General features: G+C 69.0%; 12 protein-coding genes. 9 read left to right on the forward strand and 3 right to left on the reverse strand.

From position 1 onward, the window contains the following. Window positions 1-65: 65 nt before the first annotated feature. The 3 genes from smc to BGO46_RS05815 all read left to right on the forward strand — a co-directional run bounded on the left by smc (window position 66) and on the right by BGO46_RS05815 (window position 5066). The gene (gene smc, locus BGO46_RS05805; protein ID WP_292677517.1) at window positions 66-3578 is read left to right on the forward strand and encodes a chromosome segregation protein SMC; all 3513 of its coding nucleotides are present in this window, start codon (window positions 66-68) and stop codon (window positions 3576-3578) included. A 47-nt stretch (window positions 3579-3625) separates the two neighbouring features. Continuing rightward, window positions 3626-4498, forward strand: coding sequence for a signal recognition particle-docking protein FtsY (gene ftsY / locus BGO46_RS05810; protein ID WP_292677518.1), 873 nt, complete (start codon window positions 3626-3628; stop codon window positions 4496-4498). Window positions 4499-4565: 67 nt separating this feature from the next. Further along, window positions 4566-5066 carry a DUF2004 domain-containing protein gene (locus BGO46_RS05815; protein WP_292677520.1) on the forward strand — a complete coding sequence of 167 codons (501 nt, stop codon included), beginning with the start codon at window positions 4566-4568 and terminating at the stop codon, window positions 5064-5066. Window positions 5067-5080: 14 nt separating this feature from the next. Here the strand turns inward: BGO46_RS05815 and BGO46_RS05820 are convergent, their stop codons facing one another. From BGO46_RS05820 to lipB, 3 genes are read right to left on the reverse strand one after another with little or no spacing between them, the layout of a single operon-like run. After that, a complete protein-coding gene (locus BGO46_RS05820; protein WP_292677522.1) occupies window positions 5081-5830 on the reverse strand; it encodes an SDR family oxidoreductase in 750 nt (249 codons plus the stop codon). A gap of 43 nt (window positions 5831-5873) precedes the next feature. After that, window positions 5874-6887, reverse strand: a complete 1014-nt coding sequence (lipA, locus tag BGO46_RS05825; RefSeq protein ID WP_292677547.1) for a lipoyl synthase — start codon at window positions 6885-6887, stop codon at window positions 5874-5876. Then, window positions 6884-7525 (reverse strand): lipoyl(octanoyl) transferase LipB, encoded by a 642-nt coding sequence (gene lipB / locus BGO46_RS05830; RefSeq protein WP_292677549.1) that lies wholly within the window; start codon window positions 7523-7525, stop codon window positions 6884-6886. The genes lipA and lipB overlap by 4 nt, the downstream gene beginning before the upstream one ends. 62 nt (window positions 7526-7587) lie before the next feature. On the opposite strand from lipB, the gene BGO46_RS05835 reads away from it, so the two are divergent. The 6 genes from BGO46_RS05835 to tpiA all read left to right on the forward strand — a co-directional run bounded on the left by BGO46_RS05835 (window position 7588) and on the right by tpiA (window position 13746). Beyond that, window positions 7588-8157 carry a TetR/AcrR family transcriptional regulator gene (locus tag BGO46_RS05835; protein ID WP_292677551.1) on the forward strand — a complete coding sequence of 190 codons (570 nt, stop codon included), beginning with the start codon at window positions 7588-7590 and terminating at the stop codon, window positions 8155-8157. A gap of 135 nt (window positions 8158-8292) precedes the next feature. Continuing rightward, window positions 8293-9849, forward strand: coding sequence for a signal recognition particle protein (gene ffh, locus BGO46_RS05840; protein ID WP_292677552.1), 1557 nt, complete (start codon window positions 8293-8295; stop codon window positions 9847-9849). A 117-nt stretch (window positions 9850-9966) separates the two neighbouring features. Next, window positions 9967-10593 carry a superoxide dismutase gene (locus BGO46_RS05845; RefSeq protein WP_292677555.1) on the forward strand — a complete coding sequence of 209 codons (627 nt, stop codon included), beginning with the start codon at window positions 9967-9969 and terminating at the stop codon, window positions 10591-10593. Window positions 10594-10732: 139 nt separating this feature from the next. Next, window positions 10733-11743: a type I glyceraldehyde-3-phosphate dehydrogenase gene (gene gap / locus BGO46_RS05850; protein ID WP_292897312.1), complete on the forward strand. Its 1011-nt coding sequence runs from the start codon at window positions 10733-10735 to the stop codon at window positions 11741-11743. Between the two features lie 9 nt (window positions 11744-11752). After that, on the forward strand, window positions 11753-12967 hold the full coding sequence (locus tag BGO46_RS05855; RefSeq protein ID WP_292677189.1) for a phosphoglycerate kinase: 1215 nt from the start codon (window positions 11753-11755) through the stop codon (window positions 12965-12967). Continuing rightward, entirely contained in the window at window positions 12958-13746 is a 789-nt protein-coding gene (tpiA, locus tag BGO46_RS05860; protein ID WP_292677187.1) for a triose-phosphate isomerase, read from the forward strand. Before BGO46_RS05855 ends, tpiA begins: the two co-directional genes overlap by 10 nt. Window positions 13747-13900: the final 154 nt, after the last annotated feature.

Here is a 13900-nt window from a genome sequence, read left to right on the forward strand (position 1 = left end):
TCAAGGGGCCGATCCGACTTCCGTCCGCTAGCGTGGTGCGCACACGACCTGTGGAGGAACGCCGGATGCACTTGAAGAGCCTGACGCTCAAGGGCTTCAAGTCGTTCGCGCAGCCGACGACATTCGCCCTCGAACCGGGCGTCACCTGCATCGTCGGCCCCAACGGATCGGGCAAGTCCAACGTCGTCGACGCGCTCGCATGGGTGATGGGGGAGCAAGGTGCCAAGACCCTGCGCGGCGGCAAGATGGAGGACGTCATCTTCGCCGGCACCTCCACGCGCGGTCCGCTCGGGCGCGCCGAAGTGCAGCTGACGATCGACAACGCCGACGGAGCGCTGCCGATCGAGTACAGCGAGGTCACGATCAGTCGGACCCTCTTCCGCAACGGGTCGAGCGAGTACGCGATCAACGGCGAGAACTGCCGTCTGCTCGACGTGCAGGAGCTGCTGAGCGACTCTGGCCTCGGCCGCGAGATGCACGTCATCGTCGGCCAGGGGCGCCTGGACAGTGTGCTGCAGGCGAGTCCCGAGGATCGTCGCGGCTTCATCGAAGAAGCCGCGGGTATCCTCAAGCACCGCCGCCGCAAGGAGAAGACCCTCCGCAAGCTCGAGGCGATGGAGGCCAACCTCACCCGGCTCAGCGACCTCGCCGGTGAACTGCGCCGCCAGCTCAAGCCGCTCGGCAAGCAGGCCGAGATCGCGCGCGAGGCGGCGACGATCGCCGCCGTCGTGCGCGACGCGAAGGCGCGCCTGTTCGCCGACGAACTGGTCGGCCTGCGCGCGCAGCTCGCCGACCACGCCCGCAACGAGCAGGAGCGCCACGCGGAACGCCTCGTCCTGCAGGATCAGGCCGACCAGCTCAAGCTGCGCATCGATGAGCTCGAGCACGCGCAGCGCTCGGAGGCGGTGGATGCCGCGCGCGGCGTCGCCTTCGCGCTCGAGCGTGTGCAGGAGCGTCTGCGCGGGCTGTACACACTGGCCGGGCAACGACTCGCGCTGCTCGAAGACGACGGCACGCTTGCCCTCGAGGTCGCGACGGTCAGCCAGGGCATCATCGACGAAGCGCGTGCGGAGATCGACGAGATCGCGGCGGGGCTGGGCGACGCGCAGGATGCCGCGGCGGACGCTGGCCGCGACGTCATCCGCGCCCGCGCCGAGCTCGATGCGCTCGACGCCGACATCGCCGCGCAGAGCGCGCTGGTCTCTGAGCACGACATGCGGCTGACCGCGTTGCGCGGCACGTCGGAGGCCGCCACGTCGCGCCTCGAGGCCGTGCGCACGGCGGTCGAGCGTCAGCAGCGCGCGCTGGATGCGGCGCTGGCCCGCCGCGCCGAGGCAGAGCAGGCACTGGCCGGCGTCGACCCGACGCTCGCTCCGGAGGGCTCGTCGGCCGAGCACGCCGCCGCGTACGAGCATGCCCAGCGCGACGCGGGCACGGCCGAGACGCAGGTCACGACACTCCGCGAGCGGCTGCACGCGGCCGAGCGCGAGGTCGAGTCGCTCACCGCGCAGTCTGCGGCCCTCGGGCGCGCCCTGGATGTCCGCAATGCGGCCGCGGCCCTGATCGACCGCGGTGGCCGGGGCATCCGCGGACTCGTGGGCGACGCAGTGAAGGTCACGCCCGGCTTCGAAGCAGCGATCGCCGCGGCGCTCGGGTCGCTCGCAGAGGGCGTGCTGGTCGACGACGTCGCCGCCGCGATCGAGCTCGCCGAGACGGCCCGCGAAGCCGACCTCGGCACCGTCGACATCGCGATCGCCGGCGCGCCCGTGATGACCGTGTCGCTCAGCGGGATGCCCGGTGTCACGCCCGCGCACGAGGTCGTCACCGCCCCCGAGGGCATCCTCGGCGTCCTCGCGTACGTCGCGATCGTCGACGACCTCGCTTCGGCGCACGCTGCCGGCCGCACCCTGGCGGCGCGCGAGGTCGGCGGACCGATCACGATCGTCACCCGTGCCGGTGAGATCGTCACCGAGCACACCGTGCGCGCCGGTTCCGGCGCGGGCCGGTCGCGCCTCGAGCTCGCGGCAGAGCGCGACGCCGCCGTCGAACGGCTGGACGAGATCCGCGTCGTCGCCGATTCGCTGCGTGAAGCCCTCGCCGACGCGCAGCGGGCGTGGGAAGACGCGCGCCGGCACACGCGCGAGTCGTTGCAGCGACTGCGCGAACACGACGCCGCCCTGGCCGCGCACACCGAGCAGGTCAACCGTGCGACGGTGCGGCACGAAGCCGCCGTCGCGGAGTGCGAGCGCCTGGATGCGGGCGTGCGTCAGGCGCAGGCGGCCGTGGCCGATGCCGAGAAGGCCGCGCGTGTCGCGGAGGACGCGCTCACCGCCGCGCAGGAGACGCCGCGCCCGATCCTCGACGCCTCGGCGCGCGATGACCTGCTCGCGGCGCTCGAGCAGGCGCGCGACCACGAGATGCGTGCTCGCCTCGACGTCGAGACGCTCAAGGAGCGGGTGCGCGCCGGCGAAGTGCGCGTCGACCAGTTGATCCGTCAACGCGAACGCGAGAAGGCCGCGGCGGCCGAGGCGGCGCGCCGCGCCGTCATCCGCCGGGCGCAGCGTGAGCTGGCATCCGAGGTCGCCGAGACGCTGCCGCCGCTGCTGGATTCGGTGGACCGCTCGGTGACGCAGGCACGCGTCGAACTGCAGCTGGCCGAGCAGGCACGCACCGAGCTGACAGCCGAGCTCACGCAGCTTCGGCAGCAGGATGCCGCGGTGCGCGAGCGCCTCGCCGGCCTCACCGAGAGCGTGCACGGTCTCGAGCTGCAGATGCACGAGAAGCGGCTGCACGTGACGAGCCTGCTCGAGCGGGTGGCATCCGAACTGAGCCTCGACGAGAATATTCTCGTTTCGGAATATGGTCCGGATCAGCCGATCCCCGCCGACAGTGACGACGCGGAGCCGACGGCCTTCGACCATGCCGCCCAGCGCCGTCGCCTGCAGGACGCCGAGCGCAAGCTCGGTCAGTTGGGTCGCGTCAACCCGCTCGCGCTGGAGGAGTTCGCCGCGCTCGAGCAGCGCCACGCCTTCCTCACCGAGCAGCTCGCCGACCTCGTGCAGACGCGCAAGGACCTCGAGACGATCATCGGTGAGCTCGATGAGCGGATGCAGACGATCTTCCTCGCGGCATTCGAAGACACGAAGGTCGCGTTCGGTGAGGTCTTCCCCATCCTCTTCCCGGGTGGCGCGGGCAGCATCTCGCTGACCGACCCCGACAACCCCCTGACAACCGGCATCGACGTCGCCGTGCGGCCCGTCGGCAAGAAGATCGAGCGACTGTCGCTGCTGTCCGGTGGTGAGCGGTCGCTTGCCGCGGTCGCGCTGTTGACGGCGATCTTCAAGGCACGCCCGAGCCCCTTCTACATCCTCGACGAGGTCGAGGCCGCGCTTGACGACGCCAACCTCGGGCGTCTGCTGGGGGTGTTCGAGCAGCTGCGCGAGTCGAGCCAGCTGATCGTCATCACGCACCAGAAGCGCACGATGGAGATCGCAGACGCCCTCTACGGCGTCTCGATGCGCCAGGACGGTGTCTCGGCCGTCGTCGGCCAGCGGGTGCGCGACCGCGAAGCGGTCTGATCACGCCGTCGCGAAGCGGTCTGAGGATGGCCAACTAGGCTGGAGGCATGGCGGAGAACTCCTGGTCGCTCGGTCGCGCACTGCGCGGCATGTTCGTCAAACCCACGATCGATGAGAACACCTGGGACGACCTCGAGACCGCGCTGCTGACGGCCGACTTCGGGCCCGATATCACCGAGCGCATCGTCGACGAGTTGCGTGAGAAGGTCGAGCGGTACCGCACGACCGATCCGCGCGACCTGCAGCGGATGCTGAAGGAGACCCTCGAGGAGCACTTCGCGAAGTTCGACACGACGCTCAAGCTCACCGAGCGCCCCGCCGTCGTGCTCGTCGTCGGTGTCAACGGCGTCGGCAAGACGACGACGATCGGCAAGTTCGCGAACTACCTCAAGCGCTTCGGGCGCTCTGTCGTCGTCGGCGCGGCCGACACCTTCCGCGCCGCGGCTGTCGACCAGCTGGCCACGTGGGCCGAGCGCGGGGGAGCGACGATCGTCCGCCCGCAGCAGGAGGGTCAAGACCCGGCATCCGTCGCCTATCAGACGATCGAGTACGCCAAGCAGCACGGCAGTGAGATCGTGCTCGTCGACACGGCGGGCCGCCTGCACACCAAGGGCGGGCTCATGGACGAGCTCACCAAGATCCGCCGCGTCATCGAGAAGCAGGCACCCATCAGCGAGGTGCTGCTCGTGCTGGACGCCACGACCGGCCAGAACGGCGTCATGCAGGCCGAGGCATTCCTCGAGCATGCCGGTGTCACGGGGCTCGTGTTGACCAAGCTCGATGGATCGGCCCGCGGCGGGTTCGTGCTCGCGGTGCAGGAGCGCACCGGCATCCCGGTCAAGCTCCTCGGTCAGGGCGAAGGCATCGGCGACCTGACCGGTTTCACGCCGCACGTGTTCGCGGCGGCACTCGTCGACTGACACCGCGACATGCGCGACATGCGGCCGTGGGGTCGCGCGCGGGCGGAGAGGGTGATTGCATAGGGCCATGGCGATCGAGCACGACTACTTCGGACTCCTCGAGTCGGGACCCGACGGATCGATCTTCTGGTCCGAGACGGTCGACTTCGCGGACCAGCGGGTCACCGTTGACCTCACTGCGCCCGATCAGGACGACGTCTCGCAGGCGGCGCTCGATGTCGCCGCCGCGATGATCTCGAGCCTCGAGCAGATCGATCTGACGGCCCGCAATGCGATGGTCTCCGAGCTCGACGACCGCACGAGCGAGGTGACCGAGTACCTGCTGCAGCAGCAGGAGGCATTCGGCGATGACCTGGCCGATGTGCTGGTGGACATCTCCGGCGACACCCACATCGACATCATCCGGTCGTTGCAACTGGTGAGCATGACGATCCTCGCCGACGAGCACGGCGGGGTCGACCCGTTCGCGGTGCTCGAGTATGCGCTCGACGCGGATGCCACCGATGAGGTGCTGCTCGTGAACCTCACGAGCGACGGCGAGGTGCAGTCGGTCACGAGCGCCGACTGACCGCTCTGCGCACGTCAGCGCGTCGTCCGGCTCAGCCACTCCGCGAACGTCTCGGTACTGGTCTCGACGCCCGGACCGGGCAAGACCGTGCCGGCACGCTGAGCGCGGCCGAACGGACCGGGCAGCGAGATCGCGGGAATCCAGCCGCGGATGCCCGACGCCCGCGCCCACGCGCGGATCATCGCCACGAGCGACTCCTCGCGGGGTCCGGCGATCTCGACGTAGCCCGTGTGGGCGGGCGCTTCGGCCAGATCGATGAGGCGTGTGGCGACCTCGCGGGCCGCGATCGGCTGCGTCCGCATGCGCGGCGCGACGTGGACTGGGCCGATCTTCGCGTTCGCGTACATCTGTCGCGAGAACTCGTGGAACTGCGTCGCGCGCAGGATCGTCCAGGGCACAGGGCCCGCCTCGACAGCGCGCTCCTGCGCGCGCTTACCCGCGTAGTAGCCGTATGGCGCGCGGTCGACGCCGACGATCGAGAGTGCGATGTGGTGGGGGACGCCGGCAGCGGCCTCGGCGCTCAGCAGCGTCGCGGTGACGGCCTCGAAGAAGGCGACGCACGCCTCGGCCTTGAGCGTCGAGGTGGAGGTCACATCGATGACCGCGTCGGCACCCGCGATCGTTGCCGTCACCGGTGCGACATCGCCGGTGAGGTCGAAGCCGAGCGAGCGGGACAGCACGACCACGTCGTGGCCGCGAGCCTGCGCCTCGGCGACGACGAGGCTTCCGAGCACGCCGGTACCGCCGGCGACGACGAGCTTCATGCTCCCGGTCTATCAGACCGCCTGCAGGGCCGCAGGCGGTCTTTCAGACCGCCTGCGCGAAGTCGCCCTCGGCGATGTGGGCGAGGTGTGCGGGGATCTCGCGACCCTTCGACGTCATCGACTGCGCCCACAGGCGCCCGGCGCGATACGAGGAGCGGACGAGGGGACCGGCGAGCACGCCGAGGAAGCCGATGCGCTCGGCCTCCTCCTTGAAGGCGACGAACTCGTCGGGCTTGACCCAGCGGGCCACCGGCAGGTGCCGCGGGCTCGGGCGCAGGTACTGCGTGATCGTGATGATGTCGGTGCCCGCCTCGCGCAGGTCGTGCAGAGCCTGCACGACTTCTTCGGGCTCCTCGCCCATGCCCAGGATCAGGTTCGACTTCGTGATGAGGCCGGCATCCCGCGCCTGCGTGAGCACATCGAGCGAGCGCTCGTAGCGGAACGCGGGGCGGATGCGCTTGAAGATGCGCGGCACCGTCTCGACGTTGTGCGCGAAGACCTCGGGCCGCGCGTCGAAGACCTCGTTCAGCAGGTGGGGCTCGCCGTTGAAGTCCGTCGCGAGCAGCTCGACGCCCGTGCCCGGGTTGACGGCGTGGATCTGCCGGATCGTCTCGGCGTTGAGCCACGCACCGCCGTCGGGCAGGTCATCGCGGGCGACGCACGTCACGGTCGCGTACCGCAGTTGCATGCGGCGCACGCTGTCGGCGACGCGGCGCGGCTCATCAGTGTCGTAGTCGGCGGGCTTGCCCGTGTCGATCTGACAGAAGTCGCACCGGCGCGTGCACTGCGACCCGCCGATGAGGAAGGTCGCCTCGCGATCTTCCCAGCACTCGTAGATGTTGGGGCATCCGGCTTCCTGGCACACCGTGTGCAGCTGCTCGCCCTTCACGAGCGACTGCAGGGCCTGGAACTCCGGGCCCATCTTCGCCTTCGTCTTGATCCACTCCGGCTTGCGCTCGATCGGGGTCTGCGCGTTGCGGACCTCGAGCCGCAGCAGCTTGCGTCCCTCCGGCGCCGACGCAGGGCCGGATGCCGCGGGCGCACCGCACGCGCTCACGCGGCGACCTCCGTCGCATACGCGGCGTGGAAGGCCGACGCCACCGTGTCCAGGACATCGGCGGGAGTCACGTCCTGACCGATCACCTCGCTGATGGTCGTCACCCCGGCATCCGAGATGCCGCACGGAACGATCTGCGAGAACGGCAGCAACGAGTTGTCGCAGTTGAGCGCGAAGCCGTGCATCGTCACGCCGCGCTGCACGCGCACGCCGATCGCGGCGATCTTGTCTTCGGACAGGGGCCGCCGCACCCAGACCCCGCTGCGACCCTCGACGCGGTATCCGGTCACATCGAAAGCACCGAGCACATCGATGAGGATCTGCTCCAACCGCCGGACGTGCGCGACGACATCGACGGGCTCGGCGAGCCGGACGATCGGATAGCCGACGAGCTGTCCGGGGCCGTGCCACGTGATCTTGCCGCCGCGGTCAACGTCGACGACGGGAGTTCCGTCGGTGGGACGCTCGTGCCGTGCGGTGCGCGCACCGGCCGTGAAGACGGGCTCATGCTCGAGCAGCAGGAGCGTGTCGGGGCGCTCGCCCGCGACGACGCCCGCGTGGACCTCGCGCTGCAGCGCCCAGCCGTCGGTGTAGGGGATCAGGTCGGGGGAGAGCCCCACCGTGCGCACATCGAGCATGTCGCTCCTTCGAGAACGGTTGTTGTACCGCGTCCAACAATACGCCTCGATAGGGTGGCGAGATGACCAGCGGCCGCCCGCGCGCCACCTCGCGCGACACGATCTCGGAGGCGGCGTGCGAGCTGTTCCTCGAGCAGGGGTTCGCGCACACCTCCGTCGCGCAGATCACGCAGCGCGCGGGCGTCAGCCGGTCGAGCTTCTTCAACTACTTCACGTCGAAGTCCGACGTGCTGTGGGCGGGGCTCGACGAGCGGATCGTGGAGCTGGGCACCCGGCTGAGCACCGTAGACGGCGCAGATGCCGGGTCATCCGTCATGATGGCGTTGCGGGCGATCGGCGACGACTTCGCGCCCGACAGCCTGGCGCTCGCACTCGTCAACACCGAGGTCATGGGCTTCGGCGACGAGTTCGACCGCGACGCGGGCTTGCGCCGCGCGCGGATCGCGCACGCGGTCGCAACCCGGCTGCGGGGGAGCGGCGCCGACCCGCTTCGTGCCGAGGTCGCCGGTGCCGCGTGCGGCGGGGCAGTCCTCGCGGCGATCGGCGCGTGGGCGCAGGCCGGTGCCGGCCAGAAGCCGCTGGCGCCCCTGCTCGACCAGGCGCTCGCGATCGCCGCGCCGACGCTGGCCTGAATCCAACTGCAAGGCCACGCGCGCGACACGCCGAGGCAGGGCGCCGGCGGCCGGCGTGTCGCCTCCCGCGCCTTGCAGTTGCGTACGAGCGGCCGAGCGGCCGTGCGAGCGCACCTCCCGTAGAATCGGGGGATCATGGCGACATTCGGCACTCTCTCCGACCGGCTCACAGAGACCTTCCGCAACCTCCGCACCAAGGGCAAGCTGACGCCCGCGGATGTCGACGGCACCGTCCGCGAGATCCGGCGCGCGCTGCTGGACGCCGACGTCGCGCTCGTCGTCGTGAAGGACTTCACGGCGAAGGTGCGCGAGCGCGCGCTCGGCGACGAGGTCAACAAGGCGCTGAACCCGGCCCAGCAGGTCGTGCAGATCGTCAACGAGGAGCTCATTGCGATCCTCGGCGGCCAGCAGCGTCGCCTGCAGTTCGCCAAGACCGCACCGACCGTCATCATGCTCGCCGGCCTGCAGGGCTCGGGCAAGACGACGTTCGCCGGCAAGCTCGCCAAGCAGCTTGAGAAGGACGGCCACACGCCGTTGCTGGTCGCCGCCGACCTGCAGCGCCCCAACGCCGTCAACCAGCTTCAGGTCGTCGCTCAGCAGGCCGGGGCGGCGATCTATGCGCCCGAGCCGGGCAACGGTGTCGGCAACCCCGTCAAGGTCGCCAAGGACGGTGTCGAGACGGCCCGCCGGCAGCAGCACGACGTCGTCATCATCGACACCGCCGGCCGACTCGGTGTCGACGCAGAGCTCATGAAGCAGGCATCCGACATCCGCAAGGCGACCGATCCCGACGAGGTGCTGTTCGTCATCGACGCGATGATCGGTCAGGATGCCGTGAACACCGCCAAGGCGTTCCAGGACGGCGTCGATTTCACCGGCGTCGTGCTCTCCAAGCTCGACGGTGACGCCCGCGGTGGCGCCGCGCTGTCGGTCGCGTCGGTGACCGGCCGCCCCATCATCTTCGCGTCGACGGGCGAGGGCCTCGATGACCTTGAGGCCTTCCACCCCGACCGCATGGCCAGCCGCATCCTCGACCTCGGTGACATCCTCACCCTGATCGAGCAGGCGCAGCAGGCGTTCGACGAAGAGGAAGCCCGCAAGGTCGCCGAGAAGCTCGCGACCGAGCAGTTCACGCTCGAGGACTTCCTCGACCAGCTGCAGCAGATGAAGAAGATGGGCTCGATGAAGAAGATGCTCGGGATGCTCCCGGGCATGGGCCAGATGAAGCAGCAGCTCGACCAGTTCGACGACCGCGAGATCGACCGCACCGAGGCCATCATCCGGTCGATGACGCCGGGCGAGCGCCGCAACCCCAAGGTGCTCAACGGATCGCGGCGCCTGCGCATCGCACGCGGTTCGGGCATGACCGTCACCGACGTCAACCAGCTCGTGCAGCGCTTCGATCAGGCCGCGAAGATGATGAAGACCGTCGCGCGCGGCGGTGTGCCCTCGATTCCCGGCATGGGCTCGCTCGGCGGCAAGCCGGGTGCCTCGGCCAAGCGTGGCAACAAGCAGAAGAAGGGCGGCGGCTCGCGTTCGGGCAACCCCGCGAAGCGCGCTGCCGAGAACGCCGGTCTCGCGGCGGCGACGCAGTCAGCGCCATCCGGTTCGGGCTTCGGCCTGGGCGGCGGCGCGGCGCAGCCGAGCGAGGCCGACCTCGCCGAGATCCAGAAGCTGTTCGGCAAGAACTGATCTGGTCTGTTTCGTCATCGAGGGGAACAACCCCCTGTGGGCGGCGTTGGACCTCAATAGGATGAGACTCGTCCCCTTGCCGCGCTGTCGGCGCGGTGCGAACAGGAAGAAGAGAAGATGGCGAAGTACACACTCCCGGACCTCCCGTACGACTTCGCGGCCCTCGAGCCGCACATCAGCGGCAAGATCATGGAGCTGCACCACGACAAGCATCACCAGGCGTATGTGACGGGTGCCAACACGGCCCTCGACCAGCTCGCCGAGGCCCGTGAGAGCGGCAACCTGGCGAACGTCAACAAGCTCGAGAAGGACCTCGCCTTCAACCTGGGCGGTCACGTCAACCACTCGATCTTCTGGACCAACCTGGCGCCGGCCTCGAACGGCGGCGGCGGGCAGCCCGAGGGTGAGCTGAAGGCCGCGATCGACGAGTTCTTCGGCGGCTTCGACAAGTTCCAGGCCCACTTCACGGCGGCCGCGACCGGCATCCAGGGCTCGGGCTGGGCCGTGCTCAGCTGGGACGTCATCGGCCAGCAGCTGATCATCCAGCAGCTGTTCGACCAGCAGTCCAACACGGCGCAGGGCACGGTGCCGATCTTCCAGCTCGACATGTGGGAGCACGCCTTCTACCTCGACTACCTCAACGTCAAGGCCGACTACGTCAAGGCCGTGTGGAACATCGCCAACTGGGGCAACGTCGCAGAGCGTTTTTCGACGGCTCGCGAGAAGACGACGGGGCTCGTCTAGTAGTAGTGTCGTGATCAGGTGAGGATGCCGGGTCCCACCCGGCGACGGGGGAGACCCGGCATCCTTTTCCATTTCGCAGAGATCGCGATCGCGGTGCGTCCAGTTGGCGACACCGGCGCGACAAGAACCGGGAGACAACGTGTCTGTCAAGATCGGAATCAACGGCTTCGGCCGCATCGGACGTAACTTCCTCCGCGCGGCTCTCGAGCAGGGTGCGGACCTCGACATCGTGGCGGTGAACGACCTCACCGACAACAAGACCCTCGCCCACCTCCTCAAGTACGACTCCGTCGGCGGACGCCTGGACGCGGAGGTCTCGTACGACGCAGACTCCATCACCGTCAACGGCAAGGCCATCAAGGTCTTCGAAGAGCGCGACCCCGCGAACCTGCCCTGGGGCGACCTGGGTGTCGACATCGTCATCGAGTCGACGGGCCGTTTCACGAAGGCTGCCGACGCCGGCAAGCACATCGCGGGCGGCGCCAAGAAGGTCATCATCTCCGCTCCCGGCACCGACGTCGACGGCACGTTCGTCATGGGTGTCAACGACGGCGACTACGACCCGGCGACGATGAACATCATCTCCAACGCGTCCTGCACCACGAACTGCCTCGCGCCCCTGGCCAAGGTCTTCAATGACAACTTCGGCATCGAGCGCGGCTTCATGATGACGGCGCACGCCTACACGGCTGACCAGAACCTGCAGGACGGCCCGCACAGCGACCTGCACCGTGCCCGTGCCGCCGCGATCAACATCGTCCCCGCCTCGACCGGTGCTGCCAAGGCCATCGGCCTCGTGCTGCCCGAGCTCAACGGCAAGCTCTCCGGCTCGTCGTACCGCGTTCCGGTTCCCACCGGCTCGATCGTCGACCTGACGATCATCACCCCGACCGAGGGCCTCACGGCCGAGGTCATCAACGCGGCCTACAAGAAGGCTGCTGCCGAGGGTGAGCTCGTCGGTTACCTGAAGTACAACGAGGACGCGATCGTCTCGAGCGACATCCAGCTCGACCCGCACTCGTCGGTCTTCGACGCCGGCCAGACCAACGTCTCGGGCAACCTCGTCAAGGTGTCGTCCTGGTACGACAACGAGTGGGGCTACTCGAACCGCCTCGTCGACCTCACCGAGCTCGTCGCCGACAAGCTCTGAGATCACACCATGGCTCTGCGTACCCTCGATTCGCTGGGTTCGCTGGCCGGTAAGCGCGTCATCGTCCGTGTTGACTTCAACGTGCCTCTCAAAGAGGGCGTCATCACGGACGATGGCCGTATCCGGGCGGCTCTTCCCACGCTGAACCACCTCATCAACCAGGGCGCACGCGTCATCGCGTGCTCGCACCTGGGTCGCCCCGACGGCGAGCCCAACCCGAAGTACAGCCTCGCGCCGGTCGCGCAGCGCCTGTCCGAGCTGCTCGGCAAGCCCGTCGCCTTCGCGAGCGACACCGTCGGCGCCTCGGCGCAGGATGCGGCATCCGCTCTCGAGGACGGCGACATCGCCGTCATCGAGAACCTCCGCTTCAACCCGGGTGAGACCGCGAAGGACGACGCCGAGCGTCGCGCCTTCGCCGGTGAACTCGCCGCGCTCGGCGACGCACTCGTGTCGGACGGCTTCGGTGTCGTGCACCGCAAGCAGGCGTCGGTGTACGAGCTCGCCGAGCTGCTGCCGTCGGCTGCCGGTTTCCTGATCGAGAAGGAGGTCGACGTCCTCGACCGCCTCACCGAGACCCCTGAGCGCCCGTACGCGGTCGTCCTGGGCGGCTCGAAGGTCAGCGACAAGCTCGGTGTCATCGAGCACCTCCTGCCCCGCGCGGACAAGATCCTCGTCGGCGGTGGCATGCTCTTCACCTTCCTCGCGGCCCAGGGCCTGAAGGTCGGCAAGAGCCTGCTCGAGGCCGACCAGATCGACACCGTCAAGGGCTACATCCAGACGGCCGCCGAGAAGGGCGTCGAGCTCGTCCTTCCCGTCGACGCCGTCATGGCATCCGGCTTCGCGGCCGACGCCGACCACGTCGTGGCGGCCGCGGACGCGCTGGAGGAGACCCCCTTCGGCGCCGACGGGATGGGTCTGGACATCGGGCCCGAGACGGCGAAGATCTTCGCCGAGGCGATCCGCTCGTCCAAGACCGTGTTCTGGAACGGCCCGATGGGCGTGTTCGAGATGGCGGCGTTCGCGGCCGGTACCAAGGCCGTCGCGCAGGCGCTCACCGAAGTCGACGGCCTGTCGGTCGTCGGCGGCGGCGACTCGGCCGCGGCCGTGCGTCAGCTCGGCTTCGCGGACGACCAGTTCGGCCACATCTCCACCGGCGGCGGTGCCAGCCTGGAGTTCCTCGAAGGCAAGAAGCTTCCCGGATTGGAGATCCTCGGATGGCAGTGACGCGTACCCCGCTCATCGCGGGCAACTGGAAGATGAACCTCGATCACCTGCAGGCGGTCGCCTTCGTGCAGAAGCTGCACTGGACGCTGAAGGATGCTGCGCACGAGGACGGCTCGGTGGAGGTCGCGGTCTTCCCGCCGTTCACCGACATCCGCACGGTGCAGACGCTCATCGACGCCGACAAGATCCCGTTCGCCCTCGGCGCGCAGGACCTGTCGACGAAGGACTCGGGTGCATACACGGGCGAGGTGTCGGGTGTCTTCCTGAACAAGCTCGCCTGCCGCTACGTCATCATCGGGCACTCCGAGCGGCGTGACTACCACCACGAGACCGACGCGATCGTCGCCGAGAAGGTCCAGGCGGCGCTGCGCAACGAGCTCGTACCGGTGATCTGCGTCGGCGAGACGCTCGAGCAGCGCGAGGAGTCCGGCCCCACCGCGGTGTCGGTCGCGCAGCTGCAGGTCGCGCTCGAAGGCGTGCCCGCCGATGCCGACTTCGTCGTCGCGTACGAGCCGGTCTGGGCGATCGGCACCGGTCAGGTCGCCTCGCCCGAGCAGGCCCAGGAGGTCTGCTCCGCGCTGCGCGCCGTCATCGCCGAGAAGCTGGGGGAGGATGCCGCGGCCCGTACGCGCGTGCTCTACGGCGGCTCGGTGAAGTCGGGCAACATCGCCAGCTTCATGCGCGAGCCCGACGTCGACGGTGCCCTGGTGGGCGGTGCGAGCCTCGTCGCCGACGAGTTCGCCGCGATCATCCGCTACCAGAAGCACGTCGGCGTCTGACGCCTCACGGCTTCTGCGTTTCGTCTCGCGGCTTCGCCGCTCGCTCAACGACCGGTTGCATCACGCGCCGGTCGTTGAGCGAGCGAAGCGAGACGAAACGTCGCGACCGGTATAATCGATCCTTGTGCGCCCGGTGGCGGGCGCAGCGAAAGGC

Origin of the sequence: Microbacterium sp. 70-16 (assembly GCF_001898315.1) — a bacterium.
Lineage (GTDB): Bacteria > Actinomycetota > Actinomycetes > Actinomycetales > Microbacteriaceae > Microbacterium.